The organism is Streptococcus oralis (genome assembly GCF_026782235.1).
Classification (GTDB): Bacteria; Bacillota; Bacilli; order Lactobacillales; family Streptococcaceae; genus Streptococcus; species Streptococcus oralis_CC.
The window spans coordinates 286637-305664 of sequence record NZ_JAKUWE010000002.1; the positions used below are offsets into that span (position 1 = coordinate 286637).

The 19028-nt window shown below is 39.5% G+C and carries 18 protein-coding genes; 15 read left to right on the forward strand and 3 right to left on the reverse strand.

Annotation, left to right across the window (positions count from 1 at the left end):
• Nucleotides 1-28 precede the first annotated feature (28 nt).
• Entirely contained in the window at nucleotides 29-1399 is a 1371-nt protein-coding gene (locus tag MK396_RS01870) for a PLP-dependent aminotransferase family protein (protein ID WP_268723488.1), read from the reverse strand.
• 128 nt (nucleotides 1400-1527) lie between these two features.
• Between MK396_RS01870 and MK396_RS01875 the strand changes: the two genes are divergently transcribed.
• The 7 genes from MK396_RS01875 to MK396_RS01905 all read left to right on the forward strand — a co-directional run bounded on the left by MK396_RS01875 (nucleotide 1528) and on the right by MK396_RS01905 (nucleotide 9213).
• Nucleotides 1528-2877, forward strand: coding sequence for an MATE family efflux transporter (locus MK396_RS01875; RefSeq protein ID WP_268723489.1), 1350 nt, complete (start codon nucleotides 1528-1530; stop codon nucleotides 2875-2877).
• A 134-nt stretch (nucleotides 2878-3011) separates the two neighbouring features.
• Nucleotides 3012-3608 carry a TetR/AcrR family transcriptional regulator gene (locus MK396_RS01880; protein ID WP_268723490.1) on the forward strand — a complete coding sequence of 199 codons (597 nt, stop codon included), beginning with the start codon at nucleotides 3012-3014 and terminating at the stop codon, nucleotides 3606-3608.
• On the forward strand, nucleotides 3605-4171 hold the full coding sequence (locus MK396_RS01885) for an NAD(P)H-dependent oxidoreductase (protein WP_061407322.1): 567 nt from the start codon (nucleotides 3605-3607) through the stop codon (nucleotides 4169-4171). The genes MK396_RS01880 and MK396_RS01885 overlap by 4 nt, the downstream gene beginning before the upstream one ends.
• Nucleotides 4172-4256: 85 nt before the next feature.
• Nucleotides 4257-6599 (forward strand): ATP-binding cassette domain-containing protein, encoded by a 2343-nt coding sequence (locus tag MK396_RS01890; protein WP_268723491.1) that lies wholly within the window; start codon nucleotides 4257-4259, stop codon nucleotides 6597-6599.
• A 740-nt stretch (nucleotides 6600-7339) separates the two neighbouring features.
• A complete protein-coding gene (locus MK396_RS01895) occupies nucleotides 7340-7528 on the forward strand; it encodes an NAD(P)H-dependent oxidoreductase (RefSeq protein ID WP_231082677.1) in 189 nt (62 codons plus the stop codon).
• 126 nt (nucleotides 7529-7654) lie between these two features.
• Nucleotides 7655-8062, forward strand: coding sequence for a hypothetical protein (locus MK396_RS01900; RefSeq protein ID WP_061407315.1), 408 nt, complete (start codon nucleotides 7655-7657; stop codon nucleotides 8060-8062).
• Nucleotides 8063-8523: 461 nt separating this feature from the next.
• Entirely contained in the window at nucleotides 8524-9213 is a 690-nt protein-coding gene (locus MK396_RS01905) for an aspartate/glutamate racemase family protein (protein ID WP_007520719.1), read from the forward strand.
• 174 nt (nucleotides 9214-9387) lie between these two features.
• Here MK396_RS01905 and MK396_RS01910 read toward each other — a convergent pair whose 3' ends face one another.
• Nucleotides 9388-9942, reverse strand: a complete 555-nt coding sequence (locus tag MK396_RS01910) for a GNAT family N-acetyltransferase (protein ID WP_000060287.1) — start codon at nucleotides 9940-9942, stop codon at nucleotides 9388-9390.
• A 109-nt stretch (nucleotides 9943-10051) separates the two neighbouring features.
• Here MK396_RS01910 and MK396_RS01915 point away from each other — a divergent pair, with 109 nt between their 5' ends.
• The gene (locus tag MK396_RS01915; RefSeq protein WP_268723492.1) at nucleotides 10052-11422 is read left to right on the forward strand and encodes an MATE family efflux transporter; all 1371 of its coding nucleotides are present in this window, start codon (nucleotides 10052-10054) and stop codon (nucleotides 11420-11422) included.
• Between the two features lie 96 nt (nucleotides 11423-11518).
• Nucleotides 11519-12235 (forward strand): YebC/PmpR family DNA-binding transcriptional regulator, encoded by a 717-nt coding sequence (locus MK396_RS01920; RefSeq protein ID WP_268723493.1) that lies wholly within the window; start codon nucleotides 11519-11521, stop codon nucleotides 12233-12235.
• A gap of 48 nt (nucleotides 12236-12283) precedes the next feature.
• Here MK396_RS01920 and MK396_RS01925 read toward each other — a convergent pair whose 3' ends face one another.
• Nucleotides 12284-12934 (reverse strand): DUF308 domain-containing protein, encoded by a 651-nt coding sequence (locus MK396_RS01925; protein WP_268723494.1) that lies wholly within the window; start codon nucleotides 12932-12934, stop codon nucleotides 12284-12286.
• Nucleotides 12935-13123: 189 nt separating this feature from the next.
• Here MK396_RS01925 and MK396_RS01930 point away from each other — a divergent pair, with 189 nt between their 5' ends.
• From MK396_RS01930 to MK396_RS01955, 6 genes are all read left to right on the forward strand, one after another.
• The gene (locus tag MK396_RS01930; protein WP_268723495.1) at nucleotides 13124-13585 is read left to right on the forward strand and encodes a MarR family winged helix-turn-helix transcriptional regulator; all 462 of its coding nucleotides are present in this window, start codon (nucleotides 13124-13126) and stop codon (nucleotides 13583-13585) included.
• Nucleotides 13569-15338: an ABC transporter ATP-binding protein gene (locus MK396_RS01935; RefSeq protein WP_268723496.1), complete on the forward strand. Its 1770-nt coding sequence runs from the start codon at nucleotides 13569-13571 to the stop codon at nucleotides 15336-15338. The genes MK396_RS01930 and MK396_RS01935 overlap by 17 nt, the downstream gene beginning before the upstream one ends.
• Nucleotides 15328-17088: an ABC transporter ATP-binding protein gene (locus MK396_RS01940; RefSeq protein ID WP_268723497.1), complete on the forward strand. Its 1761-nt coding sequence runs from the start codon at nucleotides 15328-15330 to the stop codon at nucleotides 17086-17088. Before MK396_RS01935 ends, MK396_RS01940 begins: the two co-directional genes overlap by 11 nt.
• Before the next feature lie 97 nt (nucleotides 17089-17185).
• Nucleotides 17186-17689: a phosphatase PAP2 family protein gene (locus tag MK396_RS01945; RefSeq protein WP_268723498.1), complete on the forward strand. Its 504-nt coding sequence runs from the start codon at nucleotides 17186-17188 to the stop codon at nucleotides 17687-17689.
• 113 nt (nucleotides 17690-17802) lie between these two features.
• The gene (locus tag MK396_RS01950; RefSeq protein ID WP_007518608.1) at nucleotides 17803-18249 is read left to right on the forward strand and encodes a LytTR family DNA-binding domain-containing protein; all 447 of its coding nucleotides are present in this window, start codon (nucleotides 17803-17805) and stop codon (nucleotides 18247-18249) included.
• Nucleotides 18250-18254: 5 nt separating this feature from the next.
• Nucleotides 18255-18929 (forward strand): LiaF transmembrane domain-containing protein, encoded by a 675-nt coding sequence (locus MK396_RS01955; protein ID WP_268723499.1) that lies wholly within the window; start codon nucleotides 18255-18257, stop codon nucleotides 18927-18929.
• Nucleotides 18930-19028 lie beyond the last annotated feature (99 nt).

Sequence of the window (19028 nt, forward strand, 5' to 3'; positions counted from 1 at the left end):
TCATTTTTAATATAATTCTTACTTCTTATCATCTTAATAAATTCGTAAGGATATTTAGTCCTCTTTCTAACTCTTCCATATTTTCTGGCGAACAGATGGATACTCGTAAGGCTGACTGCTCTATGACACCGCCGACAAAAAAACGTTCTGCACAAAGAATTTCTACACCATGCTGCTGGGCAAGAGTTTCAACTTCATATCCTTTCCATTCCTTTGGTAATGGCAGCCATTGAAATAAAGCAAAAGGATTCTCAGAAGTAACTTCAGGGAAGAACTGACGGTAAAGACGATTGCGTTCTTCTGACAATCGGTTTTTTTGCTGGATAATTTCTTGGGCTTGTCCACTTGAAATGAGTTCACTGGTAATTTCAGCATTTAACAAAGAGATATGAGTATTGATATTGTTAGCTGTAAGTGAAATCTTTTTGATAAATCGGTCAGGCACGACCATATAGGCGATCCGCAAGCCAGGAAACAACGCTTTTGAAAGCCCATGGATATAAAAGGTACAGTCAGGAATCAGGCTGGCTAATGGAGGCAGCTGTTGCTTATTGATAAAGGCATAGGTATCATCTTCAATTAACAAAAGCTGATGTTTTATGATGATATCAGCTAAAGTTTTTCGGCGCTGTGCGGTTAAGGTAGCACCAGTTGGATTATTGTTTGTCGGCACTAGATAAATTCCCTTAATCTGATGCTGTTGGCACTTTTTCTCCAAATCTTCAGGAAGAATGCCTTTAGTATCAGATATGATGGGAATCAATTCAATCCGAAACTGACGGGCTAGGGAGATGAAATTGGTATAGGTAAAGGTATCTGTGGCAATCTTATCACCAGCCTGAAATACCGTTAAAAAAAGCAAAACAAGTGCGTTTTGAGTGCCGGAGGTTAGAAAGATATTCTCTTGAGAAGTACTGAGAGAAAAATTTTTCAGCCAATACTGGGCAATTCTTGTGTGCCAGTCGGTATCATTAACCGTATCAAAGCGAAAGAGTCTATCAATAGAAGGGCTCTGCAGCAATCGCCTAACGGTATCTGATGCAATAGTGTTCAGTTGATAGTAAGGTCTCAGATTACCGAGTGGAATTAGTGACTGATTCTTTTCAAGCGTCCCTAAAGGAGTTGCTTTATTTGGCGACACAAACGTTCCCTTACCAATAACAGCATAAATGATTCCTTTTTGTTCGCATAGTTTAAAAGCTCGTGTAATAGTGCTGAGATTAATATCTAAAAAGTCTGCTAACTCACGCTGTGGCGGCAATTTGGTTTCAGCTGCCAGCCGGCCACTGACAATATCTTGCTCTAGCAACTCTGCCAGTGTAAGGTACAGAGGGGCTTTTAACAGTTTCTTATTAGGTTTCCACGTCATGGGATAATGTTCAAATGAATTAACAGACATATTCTCTCCTTATAAAATTATCTTGCCGACAATTTTTTGGATAATAAGAGCCAATTTTTTATTTATAATGATATTGTAAGAATTGTATGGTTTTAATCTTATTATAGCAGATTAAAAGGAGAAAATAAATGACGGACTTAACTAAAGGAAATGAATTAAAAACTATACTCTATTTTTCTGTTCCCATCCTCTTAGGAAATTTATTTGAGCAATTATATAATGTGACAGACACTGCCATTGTCGGAAATCTTGTGGGGACAAAAGGATTGGCAGCTGTTGGTGCTAGTGCTCAAGTAGTAGCCTTAACAGTTGCCCTTTCAACAGGAATCTCCATTGGAGCCAGTGTACTTATCTCCCAGCTTTATGGAGCAAAACGTTTCCAAAAGATGAAAGATATTCTTGATACGAACTTGATTTTCACGAGTATTCTAGCTTTTATTTTAACAATTTTGGGGATTTTCTATTCGAGCATATTTCTAAGACAATTAAATGTACCTCAATCTTTATTAGCTGATGCGGATGTTTATTTAAAAATTATCTTTTTAGGCTTGGTGCCGCTTTTTGCATACAATACTTTAGCGAATTGTTTGAGAGGGATTGGAGATTCTAAGACACCAACTTATATTTTAATTAGTTCGGTTTGTCTGAATGCATTTTTAGATGTAGTTTTTATTGCTGGCTTTCATTGTGGTGTTGCTGGTGCCGCCGGTGCTACTGTCATCGCTCAGTACTTTTCTTTCTTTGTCTGTTTATTGTACATGAAGCAAAAATATCCAGACTTATTTCCTCATTTATCCGATTTAAAATGGAGCAGCAAAGAATTGCGTTCATCGTTATCTATTGGGCTTCCTGCTATGCTGCAGCAGGTTTTCATTAGTTTTGGCTTTCTGGTAATTCAGTTTCTTGTCAACAGTTTTGGAACAAGCGCTATTGCAGCCTATACAGCAGCGTCTAAGGTTGACTCTTTTGCAGAAATGCCTGCTGTTAATCTCGGACAGGCATTGATGAATTTTACAGCTCAAAATGAAGGGGCTGGGAAAAGAGAGCGCATTAGCAAGGGTGGTAGAAGTACCTTATTATTTTCAATCAGTTTATCAATCTGCATTTCTGTTATGATTTTTGTTTTTGCTCCAGCATTCATTTCCATTTTTAATCATGATGCAGCCGTCATTCAAATCGGTCAACAGTATTTGCGTATTGTATCAAGCTTTTATCTGATTTTCGGAGCGATGCAGGTGTTAAATGGCTTATTATTAGGTTATGGAAAATCTCTTCTTCCTTTGATTGCTTCTATCACAACTTTCTGTATTCTTCAGGTGCCTTTAGCCGTCTTGTTATCCCATACCTCACTAGGATTTAATGGCATTTGGATGGCCGCTCCTTTTGGCTGGACGGCAGGCTTTCTGATGCGACTATTTTATTATAGATATATTTTAAAAAGCGCAAACCTCTGTAGAATGAATATACATAAACTATGATGGTTTCTCTATCCCTAATCTCTTTTTATTCCTTTTACAACAAAAAGGGATTTTATTATACTCTTAGAATTGACAAAACAATGTAGACAGTGTATACTGAAAATGTAGACGATGTATACTTTTGGAGGAGAGATATGAAACGCAACACAGCAGAATTGAAAGAAAGACTTATTCAGACAGGAGTGGAAGAGATCAAAAAACATGGCATTGATCAACTTTCGCTGAGAACTATTGCTAAATTTTGTGGTGTGACCCACGGAACTCCTTATCGCCATTTTGAAAGCAAAGAAAATTATTTAAAAGTGGTTTTAAAACGCCTCTCTACTTTTCTCAATCAAGAAATGCAACAGGAAATTGATTTGGAAGCTTCTGCTCGTCATCAATTGGCTAAAATGGGATTTAACTTCATCACCTTTGCCAAACAGTATCCATATTTCTTTGAAGCTCTCTTTGTTAAATTCCCTTTCAAATATATGAAGGTCACACAGGATACTATTTCGCTGGATTCAGATTTACCAGGTTTTGAAGAATTTAAGCGTATTGTTTTGAAGCTCCGTAAAGAGGAACAGTTCACCAATAGTGAAGCTGAAACATTGTTTCACTTTTGGAGTTTCATTTCAGGTCTTGCCGTTCTGGCGAACAGTCCCATTGGTTATGATTTTGATAACAAAGCGATTCAAACTACTATTGAGCATATGCTTGATATTTATATCAAAGGAGAACGATCATGAATATTTTAATCATCTATACTCACCCAACCCATCAAAGTTTTAACGGAGCGATTCTCAAGCAGGTTCAAGCTAACATTTCGAGCAAACATTCTGTTAAAACCTTAGATTTATACAATGAGCAATTTGACCCGATATTACGATTTGATGAAAGTCATAAACGGCGTGACTTAGACAAAGTTGTTGAAATGGAGGAATACCGTGATTTGGTTACTTGGGCAGATCATCTAATCTTTATTTTCCCTCTTTGGTGGAGTGGTATGCCTGCCATACTCAAAGGGTTCATTGACCGTGTCTTTGTAGCAGGTTTTGCTTATTCTTATAAAAAAGTCGGTCTTGAAGGGCATTTACAAGGGAAATCTGCTTGGATCATCACGACTCATAACACACCTTCTTTTGTAACACCTTTTGCACAGGATTATGGCAAAGTCCTAAAAAATCAAATTTTGAAAACTTGCGCTGTTGCACCGGTTAAATTGACTCAATTAGCAGGTGTCGAAAAGATTTCCGATGATAAACGCCAACAATTTTTGGAAGACATAGCTCAGATCGCCAGCTGCATTTGATAAATGTCAATAAAATTATAAAAACAGACTTTTCTTGGAATTTTGACTGTATGTCAGGTAGAGAGCAAGAAGAGAGGAGATGCTGATGTTAGAATTAAAGCATATTACAAAGATTTACAATAGTGGTGAGGAAGAAAACCGAGTACTGAATGATGTATCCATCCGTTTTGGTGAACATGAATTTGTCTCTATCCTAGGCGCTAGTGGCAGCGGCAAAACAACTCTCCTCAATATTATTGGTGGTTTAGATAGTTATGATGAAGGAGATATGATTGTAGATGGCACTTCGACGAAATCTTTCAAAGATAAAGATTGGGATAGTTATCGTAATGGGATCATTGGTTTCATCTTTCAAAATTACCAGCTCATCAGCCATTTGTCAGTATTAGAAAATGTTAAAATAGCTCTATCTATCTCAGGTTTATCCAATAAAGAAAGTCAGGAAAGAGCTGTTGCAGCTCTGAAAGATGTTGGACTGGAGCAGCATATTCACAAGAAACCCAATCAATTATCTGGTGGTCAGATGCAGCGAGTGGCTATTGCTCGGGCCTTGGTAACCAATCCTAAAATTATTTTAGCTGATGAACCTACTGGCGCACTAGACAGTAGCACTAGTATACAAATTATGGAATTGATTAAGAAAATCAGTCAGGGTAAGTTGGTTATCATGGTGACTCATAATCCTGAGTTGGCAGAAAAATGTAGTAGTCGAATTGTCCGATTATCAGATGGAAAGATTATCGAAGATACAGCCCCAAATCCTCAAATTGATTCCAATAAGGGTTACAAGCTGGGCAAAACTTCTATGTCTTTTGCTCGGGCAATTAGCTCTAGTTTTAAAAATTTACTGACTAAGAAAGTTCGGAGTATTTTAACGATTTTTGCAGCAAGTATTGGAATTATAGGTATTGCTTCTGTTTTAGCGATTTCATCTGGGATGAATGGCTATATTAAAAGTATGCAGGAAGACACCCTTTCCACTATGCCCATAACTATATCAGCAGCAGACTCAGGAGGAATTCGAACCTTATCCGATCGATTAGCAGAAAAAACTGAAAAACCAATCAAAGAAATCAAGGTAGCTGAGCAAGGGAAAACACATCAGAATCGTTACACTGAAGATGCTCTAGGGGGAAAAGACGGCGATTTCATCTCATATATGAAAAAGCATGCTAAATCTTACTACAAAAGTCTAAATTTCAATACTGGTTATACTCTTAAGGCTTTTGTCAAGGATACAGATGGTCAGATCCATCAGATTCAAGATAATGTGGTACGAACTTTGATGGCAACTACTACCAACTTTGCAGTTCTTCCAACAGATGAAACCACCATTACGGATAAGTACCGATTAGTTGCTAGCGAAGATAAGATATTTAAGTATCCAACTGCTAATCAAGCTATTCTATTTTTAGATTCAGATGGTAGTTTAAGCGAACAACAACTTGCTATGTTAGGTTATAAGGGAAAAAATAAAGTAAAGATAGAAGAACTTCTTGGTAAAGAAATCCATGTTCTTACAAATGACCAATATTTCCGACAAATTGGAGAGCGCTTTATTCCTAATGAAGTGACAGACAGCCTTTATCAAGAAGGGCAAACTCTGAGAATAACAGAAATCATGCAACTAAAGGATGCTACCACAACCCCATTTAATGGAACGATTGGCTATAGTCAAACTTTTCTCAATCAATTATTGGAGGTAGAAAAAAGTTCAGCTATTGTTCAAGCGCAGGAAAAAAGCCAGACCCGTAGTGTCTTGGACATCAGTGGCGAGGTTCTGTCAGAAGAAAGCTACCAAACAATGATGCAACAACTAGGAGGTGACAACACACCAACAAGTTTAAGTTTTTATGCCAAGTCTTTTGAAGATCGAAAGAAGATCCTGCAAACTATACACACCTTTAATGAAGATGTAGCCAAAAAATATGGCAAAAACAGCAATGATTATGAACGCTATTCTGTCTCCTATATGGATATGGCAAAAACAGTATCAGAAGCTTTTACTGATATTATTGGTTCTGTAACCTTTATTCTAACTGCCTTTTCAGGCATCTCACTGTTAGTTTCTTCCATTATGATTGGAATTTTAATCTATGTTTCTGTTGTAGAGAGAACGAAAGAAATCGGAATTTTGCGAGCTCTGGGAAGCCGTAAGAAAGATATTTCGCGCATCTTTAATGCTGAAGCAGGGCTGTTGGGTTTGAGCTCTGGGGTATTAGGTATCGGAATAGCAACACTTCTGACTATTCCTATTAACCAATTGGTAGTTGATTCGTTGAATATCAAAGGTTTCACAGCTAACCTCTCTCCTGAGAATGCAGCTGTATTAGTGGCTCTTAGCATTATTTTGACATTCTTTGCCGGCTATATTCCTTCCAAGATTGCCGCTCGCAAGAATCCTGTTGAAGCTCTTCGAACCGAATAGAGCAATGCATGAATCGGGAAATTCTATTCCTTTGGGTAATCTGAGATAGAGTCCTAAAGAGTATCTAAAAATAGTTTCATAATTTCTGTAGTAAGTAAAATTATCCTACTTCACTAATTTATCATACCATTCGTAAAAACCAATAAAACACCGATAAGTATTTGAAATAGGGAATAGAGAATATTGGTTAAAATGATAGAAATTGTCTTGCCACACTAACAGATTTGCTATTTTTATTTCCTCAAAACAACTAGCTGTTAAAGTAGGATAATTATAGCTGCTAACGGCTCTGATGGTGAAGTAATTGACAAATGAAATCACAACACCGGATAAAGATTGATGATTTCTTAATTCAAAAAATAGGAAGAAAAACTAAATCATAGAGCTCAGAAATGTCTAAATTGAATAATATCTTATGAAGTATCTATGAGGAATTTGTGTACCTAATTTGATAATTCAGTACCTAATAAATAGGGAGAAAAATATAGATGAAAACATTAATCATAGTGACACACTCAGATATGGGACATTCAACCATTAATAAACGTTGGATTGAGGAATTGGGGAAATATCTAGAAGAATATATAATTTCATGAATTATATAAAGAATGCCCAGAAGGTACTATAAATAAAAAAAGAGAATAGTAATTAGTTGAATCTCATCAAAACTTAGTTTTTCAATTTTCTATATTTAATTTTTCTAGTCCGTCATTGCTAAAAAGTGGATAGATAATGTATTAATTTATGGTTGGTCTTATGGTAAAAATGGAGGAGATAAATTACAGAGGAGAAAAATAGCATTAGCAGTATCTGCTGGGATTCAGGAAAAGGATTATCAACCTGATGGGAAATATTATTATACTCTTGAGCAGGGATTAGTTCCTTTTAAGATTTTATTTAAATTTTTATTGTCGCTGAAATTATCGTGATCTCTTTGCTTTTTATGGTTCAGAGAGGACACCCGGTTTCAACAAAGTAAGAAATTGAGAGAAGCGCATCTGCCTATATTCAATTTTTAAAACATATATAATATTGGTCGTTAGGAGGTATTTATTATGGCTGTTTTGCAACTTCATAGAAAATTAAGTTTTGTCAATGACAGAGGCTTGCTTTATCTGATAGTGGACGATGTCAATCAAGGCAAAGTTACTGCAATTGTAGATAAGCAAATTGAACTATCGGCAGGAAAACATTCTCTTTATATTAAAGACATTCTGGGATTTACAAGTCAGACATTACTTCTAGATATCAAAGAAAATGACAATGTCTCTGTTACAGTTGGAAACGCCCCCTCTTTCATTGTGTTAGTTGTTTTACTCCTTATCTTATTTATTCTGTTTAAGACTATGCCGTTTACAGCTGGTCTTTCTCTGGTGAATTGGGGGCTTCCAATTTTATGGATTATTTTCTTACTTTATTTAGTAGTTTTTCGCCGCCATAATCTTTATGATATTTCAAAATAAGGCAAACTTGCAGAGCAGTATGCTCAGTTCTCCTAGTTTTGTTTAAAGAATAGAATGAACAAGTTGAGAATTTGGCAATCAGATATTTTAGGTTGGGAATAATATATTGTAAGTAAGGGATTTTAGTAGTATAATGAGGACAGCCCATTTGAATAACTACCACATTTTTTCTTACAGTATAATACAACTGGTTTTTTGTTAACTTATTCCACCTATCACTATGAATATAAACTATATAAATTAGCCAAAATTTGATGATAGAGTGATAAGCTAAAAATCTGGATTTAGTCATATAAATTAAGACTGTTATGAACTAAATTATTAGTGATCCCTTTGTGGAAGGATGTAAAGAGACGACTATCACGGAAGTGTTGTTTGCGATTGCCGTCGGAAACAGATCTCACAGTAGCATATTGTACAATTCATTGGCAATCATTAACAAGGAGGAGTTTAATTAGACGATGAAAACAATCGGTTTAATCGGGGGTATGAGTTGGGAAAGCACCACTTCTTACTACCAAATTATCAACGAAACTATCAAAAGGGAACTAGGCGGTCTGCATTCTGCTAAAATCCTGCTTTACAGTGTGGATTTTGCAGAGATTGAGCATTATCAGGCTGTTGGAGACTGGGACAAGAGTGCGCAGGTGCTGGCGGACATTGCCCAGCGCTTAGAGCAGGCGGGTGCGGACTTTATCGTCATCTGTACCAATACCATGCACAAGGTTGCGCCGCAGATTCAGAAGAAAATTGCAATTCCAATTTTGCACATTGCGCAAGCAACTGCTCAAGCCCTGGTAGATGATGGTATTCGAAAGGTTGGACTCTTGGGGACTAAGTATACCATGACCCAAGACTTTTACAAGGAGAAATTACTAGAATCTGGGCTAGAAGTGCTGATTCCAGACCAAGCAGGCATTGCGGACGTCAATCGGATTATCTATGATGAACTCTGTCTGGGAGATATCAGAGAAAGTTCAAAACAGACATATCTTACCGTTATAGACGATTTAAAAAATGCTGGTGCAGAAGCCGTTATCCTAGGCTGTACAGAGATTGGTCTTCTAGTAAAGCAATCTGATATAGCTCTTCCTCTTTATGACACAACAGTTATCCATGCAGAGAAAGCAGCGAAGATGGGGATTGAGTGAAAGAATGGTTGTATTTAGCTTAAGTTCTTAAGACCATGAGTCAATTATTGGGGGATTTACCCACTACAAATATTATAGAGCCATCATAAAAACGCATAATATCAGGTGTTCATAACCTTGATATTATGCGTTTTATTGTGAGAAAGTTCATTGGATTTCTCTTCCTTGAAACAACTAATGATCACTAAAGCGCCTGTATTTGATGTGAAAGTCAAAATAATGTTCATCTTGTAATTTTTGGAAGATGTCGCGATAGGCTTCCTCGTCGAAATGGTCACCGCGGTAGAGAATTTCAAAACTCAAGCCATCATACTCTAGAAAAGCGTTAGCTGTTTTAAAGCCATTTTGTTGATAGAAGCTCATACGAGCTTTTCTTTGTTCTAAGTTATCGCATTCTTCATCCAATCGCTCCACTTCAAGCAACATGGTCCGCTGGTAAAAATCAGTTAGTTTGTCGATAATTTCCTTCCCATACCCGTGACTTCTTAAGTGAGGCATGATGGCAAAAAAGCTAATATAGAAGGCCTTTTGGTTGGAGATGGCAAAAGCAAAGCCAACAAATTCTTCTTCGTTATAAAAAGCAAAAAAGTGGGCGTCATCACGGTCCTGATAGCGCAAAAACTCAGAAAGAGGGACCCGTTCTTCCTCGGGGAAAGCTTCGTTATTTAGCTTTTCAACTTTATCAAGATCTGGAAACACATCGGTTATTAATTGACTGGTCAAACTCATAAATGACCTCCTTTTCTTGATTATAGCAAATTGTCTCTCTGTAAGCAATTGATTTCAGGATTCGTTAAAGAATCTTGTCGGTCCTCTGGAAAGCTGATATAATATCTTTATGAATAAAAAACGAACAGTGGACCTGATTCATGGCTCCATTCTCCCCTCACTTTTGAGTTTTGCCCTTCCAATTCTGTTGTCCAATATCTTCCAACAACTGTATAATACAGCTGACGTCTTGATTGTAGGGCGGTTCCTTGGACAAGAATCCCTAGCAGCAGTAGGAGCAACGACGGCTATTTTTGATCTGATTATCGGCTTTGCCCTCGGAGTTGGAAATGGGATGGGAGTTGTCATCGCTCGCCTTTACGGTGCTCGTAATTTTGCTAAGATTAAAGAAGCTGTTGCGGCAACTTGGATTCTGGGTGCCATCCTGAGTGCTCTTGTCATGCTGATGGGCTTCTTTGGTCTTTATCCACTCTTGCAATATTTAGAGACACCTGTAGAAATCCTTCCTCAATCCTACGAGTACATCTCCATGATTGTTACCTGTGTAGGGGTTAGTTTTGCTTACAATCTTTTTGCAGGCTTACTGCGCTCAATCGGTGATAGCCTTGCAGCGCTTGCTTTCCTGATTTTTTCAGCTATCGTTAATGTCATTCTGGATTTGTATCTTATTACGCAACTGCATCTGGGTGTTCAGTCTGCTGGTCTTGCGACTATTATCTCGCAAGGTCTGTCAGCTATTTTCTGTTATTTTTATATTCGTAAGAGTGTTCCAGAGCTTCTTCCGGGTCTCAAACATTTCAAATGGAATAAGGCTCTCTATGTTGATCTCTTGGAGCAGGGGTTAGCCATGGGTCTGATGGGGTCAATCGTCTCTATCGGAAGTGTCATTTTGCAATCCTCTGTCAATAGTTTTGGTGCAGTCATTATCAGTGCTCAAACGGCAGCACGGCGAATCATGGCCTTTGCCTTGCTGCCAATGACGGCTATTTCAGCATCGATGACGACTTTTATCTCTCAAAACTTTGGGGCGAAACGTCCCGAACGTATTGTCCAAGGCCTTCGTTTGGGGAGCTATTTGAGTATGTCTTGGGCAGCCTTTGCCTGTATTTTCCTATTTTTTGCCAGTCCTAGCCTAGTCTCTTTCTTGGCGAGTTCGACAGACAGCTATTTGGTAGAAAACGGGACCTTGTACTTACGTATCAGTTCGGTATTCTATCCATTTTTAAGCCTTTTATTGATTTATAGAAATAGCTTGCAGGGACTAGGCCAAAAACTTTTGCCACTTATATCTAGCTTTATAGAATTGTTTGGGAAAATTATTTTCGTAGCTTGGATTATTCCTTGGACAGGCTATACAGGTGTTATTCTCTGTGAACCGCTACTCTGGGTTGTGATGACTGTCCAACTTTACTTCTCCCTTTCCCGACACCCTTGGATAAAAGAAGGCAAGAAAATCGTGGCAGTCGGAGGGAAAGCCTAGCTTGCTTTGCAAAAGAAAATCCATTTCCTCTAGTGAAAATCAGCTAGACTTGTGTTATAATAAGAAAGATTAAAATGTGAAAAAAGGAGATTCCTAATGGGACGTAAATGGGCCAATATCGTAGCCAAGAAAACAGCTAAAGATGGAGCTAACTCTAAAGTATATGCAAAATTTGGTGTAGAAATCTATGTAGCAGCTAAAAAAGGGGAACCAGATCCAGAATCAAACACTGCTTTGAAATTCGTTATCGATCGTGCTAAACAAGCGCAAGTGCCAAAACACGTTATTGATAAGGCTATCGATAAGGCAAAAGGAAACACAGATGAAACCTTTACAGAAGGACGTTACGAAGGATTTGGACCAAATGGCTCTATGTTGATTGTGGATACTTTGACTTCTAACGTCAACCGTACCGCAGCTAATGTCCGTGCAGCTTTTGGTAAAAACGGCGGAAACATGGGTGCTTCAGGTTCTGTTTCTTACCTCTTTGACAACAAGGGTGTTATCGTATTTGCTGGTGATGATGCGGATGCTATCTTTGAATTGTTGCTTGAAGCAGATATTGATGTAGATGATGTAGAAGCAGAAGAAGGAACAATCACTGTTTACACAGCTCCAACAGACCTTCATAAGGCTATCATTGCCCTTCGTGAGTCTGGCATCGAAGAATTCCAAGTGACAGAATTGGAAATGATTCCTCAGTCAGAAGTTGAGTTGTCAGGTGAAGACCTTGAAATTTTTGAAAAACTTTACAGCGTTCTTGAAGATGATGAGGACGTCCAAAAGATTTATACGAACGTCGATGGATTCTAATAAAAAAGCGAACAGCTAGTAAGTCTGTTCGCTTTTTTATATTTGAGATTAGATTCTGGTTCCAGAATCTCTTTGCTGCTGGCTTTCTCCTAGGCCTACAGCTATTTTATGAATTAGTAAGAGCTGTCCATTGTCCTGTTTTGCAAAAGTTAAGGTAACAGTCTTGATCTTGTCACCAATAGTGGAATCAAACTCGGAGTCTGGCAGTCCGTGTTTTTTGATAATATCCTTGTAATTGGTACCACCTTTTCCTTTGTTATCAAGGTCACCTTCGATTAAAGCGTCGAACTGTTCTTGGGTCCAAGTGAAGGTATCGTCTTCTTCCTCCTCTTCAGGGAGTGAATCAATGGTATCATCTGTCAAGTCGCGTTCCATTGAGGAGCTAGCTTCTCTATAGGAACGGTTAAACTCTCTGACAAACTCTTTGTAGACATTAGCATACAACATTTGGGTCGTAAGGAAGAGTATAATAGAAGCAATTGACAAGGATGTTCCGATAATGGCCATTGTTTTCCGTTTTTTGAGATTGGCAATAAGTCCGATAATACCTAAGATCAAAGCGACAATAGCGATGAAAAACGATAGATAGTTAATAAACGGGATCCAAGATCCTAAAAGTGCGATGGCTCCAAAAATGGTTGCTAAAATCCCTAAAACTTTTTGTTCTTCTGGTTTCATTTGAACGTTTTCTCCCTTCATCAAGTGAATGGATTCCTATCCACGGTAGCTAGTGCTTATTATAGAGAAAATATTCTCCAATGTCAATTTAGACTAAAATAGTTCTCTAGGAAACTTTTTTCTTGACATCTCTTCTGAAAGTGATAAAATAGTTCTCATGAAAACTTATTGGTTCTCGTGAGAACTATTTATGTGTAAAAAGGAGCAATCATGGATAAGCCGATGTTAGCTTTTAAACGTTTTGGGCATCAGGTTCACCTTATGGTGCAACAGGAAGCTAAACGTTGTGGTATTGAATTTATGGGCGGACCGCAGGGCCAAGTCATACGATTTTTAGACTATCGTGAGGAGTCTGAACAGGCGGTGTTAATCAAGGATATTGAGCAGGAACTCAATATCACCAAGTCAGTCGCCAGTAATCTAGTGAAGCGTATGGTGCAAAATGGTTTGGTGGAATTGGAAGTGAGTCCAAATGACAAGAGAGCTAAGTACGTTCGATTGACGGGCAAATCACGCTCTCAGATGAAGCCAATCAAGTCTTTCTTTGATCGAATTGACCGTAGTCTACTTGATGGAATTTCTGAGGAAAAACTAGCTGTTTTTGAAGAAGTCATGGGTCGACTACAGGCTAATGTAGATAAAATGGGAGGTAAGAATGAAGAAACTCACTAAACGTATCACAGGAAAAGAGTGGGGAATGATTCTCTTGACTGTCCTCTTTACCTGTTTCTCGGTCTATCTAGAGTTAGAAGTACCGACTTACATTTCAGAAATTACAGAACTACTTGGAATTCCAGGTACGGATATGGGTGCACTTTGGTCACCAGCCATTAAGATGATAGGCTTGTCTCTACTTGCTTTTCTGTCATCCGTTACTGTTGGATTTTTTGCCGCTCGCGTTGCAGCGTCTTACACAACTCATTTACGAAGCGATATTTTTAATCGTGTTCTAGATTTCTCGCAGACAGAGATCAAACGCTTTTCAATCCCAAGTCTCTTGACTCGGACGACTAATGATATCACACAGGTTCAGATGCTTTTTACCATGGGACTCCAGGTGGTCACTCGTGGACCAATCATGGCTATCTGGGCTATTGGAAAAATCCTTGGGAAGTCTGAGTACTGGCTCTGGGCAGTAGTAATCGCTGTTATCGTCAATGTTTTGATGACAACTGTTCTCCTGACTCTGGCCTTTCCAAAACAATCTGTCATCCAAAAATTGACAGATAAACTCAATAGTATTACTCGTGAAAGTTTGACAGGGATTCGAGTGGTGCGTGCTTATAATGCTGAAGACTACCAAGAACAGAAATTTGAGGAAGCTAATACTGAAGTCACCCGTCTCAATCTCTTTGTCACCCGTTTGATGGCGATTATAAATCCTATTATGATGGCGATTTCGAGTGGCTTGAGTCTAGCTATCTACTGGATTGGAGCCTATATCATCAATGACGCAAATTTGACAGACCGTCTACCACTCTTTAGTGATATGGTGGTCTTCATGTCTTATGCCATGCAGGTCGTGATGGGCTTCTTGCTCATGGGAGCACTTTTTATCGTTCTTCCCCGTACCTTAGTTTCGGCAGGACGTATCAATCAAGTATTGGATTTGCATTCTTCTATTGAAAATCCTAGTCATGCACAGACAGCGGACCCTTCAGTTCAAGGGCAAGTGGAATTTCGTGATGTGACTTTCCGCTACTCTAAAAACTCTGAAGCAGTCGTGGAACATGTCACTTTCAAAGTAGAAGCGGGTCAAACCGTGGCCTTCATCGGATCGACTGGTTCTGGTAAATCTACGCTTGTCAACCTCTTGCCTCGTTTTTACGACGTTTCAGATGGAGAAATCCTAGTGGATGGTGTCAATGTGCAAGATTACGATTTGGAAGATTTGCGCAATAAGGTCGGCTATATTCCACAAAAAGCTGTGCTTTTCTCTGGAGATGTCAAGGGGAACTTGAACTTTGGTAAGAGCAAAGAAACTCCTCTAAGCGAAGCTGCTATGTGGCAAGCTCTAGAATTGGCCCAGTCTAAAACCTTTATCGAGGATAAGGAAGCAGGACTTGCATCAGAAGTGGCTCAAGGCGGAACCAACTTCTCAGGAGGTCAAAGACAGCGTTTGGCCATTGCGCGTGCCTTGGCTCGTAAACCAGAGATTCTCATCTTTGATGACTCTTTCTCAGCCTTGGACTACAAGACAGATCGTGTCCTGCGCCAAGAGCTAGCTGAGAAAACAAAATCCATGACCAAACTTATCGTAGCGCAGCGGATTTCTACCATTATGGATGCTGACCTGATCTTAGTCTTGGATCAAGGAAAAGTCGTGGGACAAGGCACCCACAAGGAACTTCTAGCTACCAACGAAGTCTACCAAGAAATTGCCTACTCACAACTATCGAAGGAGGAATTGGAACATGGAAAATAAAAAAGTTTCGGTCTGGAAACAGTGCAAGCCTTATATGGCAGGCCTCCAACTCCCTCTCCTAATAGCAGTTGTGGCTGCAGTCATTTCAAGTATCATTACCGTTTATGGTCCAACTAAGATTAAAGAAATTACTAACTTGATTTCAGATGGCTTGATGACAGGAATTGATTTAGAGGCTGTGTCAAGTATTGCTAGCTTTTTAGTGATTCTCTATGTATTTGGCGCCATCCTTAACTATACACAGGCCTATATCTTTTCAACGAGCATTCAGCATTTTTCAAAACGCTTGCGGACAGCAATCGCTGAAAAAATCAATCGTTTGCCACTTGGCTATTTTGACCGTCATTCACAAGGAGATACCCTTTCGCGCGTGACCAATGATGTGGATACAGCAGCGCAATCTCTCAACCAAAGTCTCGGAACAGTACTCTCAGCTAGCTTCTTGTTGATTGCTGTCTTGGTGACCATGTTTGGGATGAACTGGATTTTGGCATTGGTAACCGTTGTATCAACCCTTGTTGGTTTTGCGGCGGTTTCCGTAATCATGGCCAAGTCACAAGGGTACTTTAGAGCTCAGCAAAACAACTTGGCGGCTGTCAATGGTTATGTAGAAGAAATGTATTCGGGACACAATGTTGTAACGAGCTACAACGCGGTGGACACCTCCAAAGCGAAATTTGCAGGTTTAAACCAAAACTTGCACGACAGTATCTGGAAATCTCAGTTTATCTCTGGTATCATGATGCCAGCCATGTTCTTTGTTGGGAATTTTAGCTATGTTTTGGTCATCATCGTTGGTGCCGCGCTGGCGTTAGAAGGGCATATCACTATCGGGGTTATTGTAGCATTTATGGTTTACGTACGGACCTTCTCCCAACCCCTGTCACAGATTGCCCAAGGGATTACGAGCTTACAACAAGCGAGTGCAGCCATGGGACGTGTCTTTGAATTTCTAAGTGAAGCTGAGATGCAGGATGAATCCCATAAGGAAAGACAATTGACTGGCATGAAAGGGGAAGTAGTCTTTGATCATGTGTCCTTTGGCTATACACCAGAACGTACCATCATCCATGACTTTTCTGCGATAGCTCATGCAGGTCAAAAGGTCGCAATCGTTGGACCGACTGGGGCTGGTAAGACAACCATTGTCAATCTTTTGATGAAGTTTTATGATATAGATAAGGGAAGTATCCGTATCGATGGTGTCGATACCAAGGATATGAAGCGCTCAGAAGTACATGATGCCTTTTCAATGGTCTTGCAAGATACTTGGCTCTTTGAAGGAACCATTCGAGAAAATCTCATCTACAATCAAACGGGCATCAGCGATGAGCGGATGATGGAAGCCAGCAAGGCTGTGGGAATTCACCACTTTATCATGACTTTGCCAGATGGTTACGATACTATTTTGGATGATACCGTAACCTTGTCTGTTGGACAAAAACAGCTCTTGACCATTGCTCGTGCGCTTCTCAAGGATGCACCGCTCTTGATTTTGGATGAAGCGACATCCTCGGTAGACACACGTACAGAGGAATTGATACAAAAAGCCATGGACCGTTTGATGGAGGGTAGAACTTCCTTTGTCATCGCCCATCGCTTGTCAACTATTCGTAATGCAGATTTGATTCTTGTCATGAAAGATGGCAATATCATCGAGCAAGGCAATCATGAGGAACTAATGGCGCAAGGTGGCTTCTACGCTGACTTGTACAATAGTCAATTTACGGAAGACGAAGCAGAAGAATAAATTAAAAGAAGGCTTGACGGCCTTCTTTTTCTGCACTATACTAGAAGACAAACGTCTCACCTGTAGACGAAAACAAGGTAATGAATAAGAAGCATAAATGAAAAATTATCAAGAATGGTATCGAAATATCAGCTCCAGGCTCACCAGCCATCCCACCCTTCTATTTCTGTTACGCAGTTTTAATCGCTTGATGACAGTCGCCATGCCCTTGGTCTATCTGATTTTGCTAGTCACCACTTACCTGAAACTAGGACTGGGTCAGCAAGTTGGGGTTTATGTGCTTATCCCTGCCTCGGGCTTTGTGATCTTGTCCCTGTTTCGTAAGAAAATCAACCACCCGCGACCTTATGAAACTTGGGACATCAGTCCTCTGCTTGACAAGGATAGTTCGGGACAGTCGATGCCCAGTCGCCATGTTTTTTCGGCAACCATCATCTCCATGGCCAGTCTGCATGCTAGTCTACCTGTTGGCTTAGCATGCCTGCTCTTTTCAGCTTTGCTGGGCTTGGTGAGGGTTTTAGGTGGTGTGCATTATCCAAAGGACGTCTTGGTTGGCTATATTTGCGGTCTGTTGTGGGGGTTCCTTTTCTACCTATTCTGACATGTAAGTTAGGCTGGTCCTACAACCACTTACTGCTTCATATAGACCACTTGCTTTTTTGCCCTTGTATTCCTATCTTAGCTTTGATATAGTAGAGTCAGAAAGGAGATGTGATGAAGTTACGAATTGAGATTGACGACAATTTAGAGGAGACTGAAATTGTCATCAAGACCCCCACTTTGACAGATGAAATTGCAGACTTGCAACGGCTCTTGCAAGAGTCAAAGGCTCCGAGGTTGACTTTTTACAAGGGGACAGGTGAATATTATCTAGACCTGTCAGAAATTCTCTTCTTTGAAACAGAAGGGAGCAAGATTTACGCTCATACCCAGAAGGAAGCCTATGAGGTTCGCCTCAAACTCTATGAGTTGGAGTCCATCTTGCCTCGTTATTTTAGTCGAGTGTCCAAGTCAACGATCGCAAACATCCGTCAGATTTACTCAGTGGACAAGTCCTTTTCAGGAACGGGGACCATTTCCTTTTATCAGACGCACAAGGAGGTTCATGTCTCACGGCATTACCAATCCCTCCTAAAAGAAAATCTAAGAAACATGAGGTAAAAAACATGAAAAAGAAAGCATTTGGTATTGTTTTATTGGTTTTAGCAGCTTGGATCTTGCTGCAAGGAAATTTTGGCATTCCTTCTTTGGATGGTAAGATATGGCCTTTGCTAGGAATTGTTTTTTTTGCTTATAAGTCCATTGAGTCCATCCTTAGACGCCATCTCACTTCGGCAGTTTTTACAGGGTTACTAGCGCTCATCATTGCAAATTACGCTTATGACTTGTTACCAGTTACAAATCATTCTCTCATCTGGGCTAGCATCTTGGTGGTACTCGGTGTTGGTTATCTGACACATTCAAGTAAGTTCTGGCATGAAAAGAAGTGGTGGTACAATGGAGAAAAAACAGTCATTACGGATAAGGAAGTCGTATTTGGAAGCGGGACTTTCTATAAGCAAGATCAAGATATTGTAGACGACCAAGTGGAAGTCGCGTTTGGGGATGCTAAAATCTACTATGACAATGCAGAGATGTTAGGTGATTTTGCGACTTTAAATATTGAAGTGGCTTTCGGAAATGCAACAGTATATGTCCCACAACACTGGCGTGTAGACTTGAAAGTAGAAACATCCTTTGGTGCAGCTAAGGCAGATGCTCCTGTAGCCCCAACAAACAAAACCTTGATTATTCGTGGGGAAGTTGCTTTTGGTAAACTTGGAGTTGTTTACGTTAAATAAAAAAAGTCTCCTAATTTCCTTGCCAAAATAGAGAAAGTGTGATAACATAGTACGGTATGTGGTGCTAGCACATCCGCTATATTAGATCTAATGGGAGGA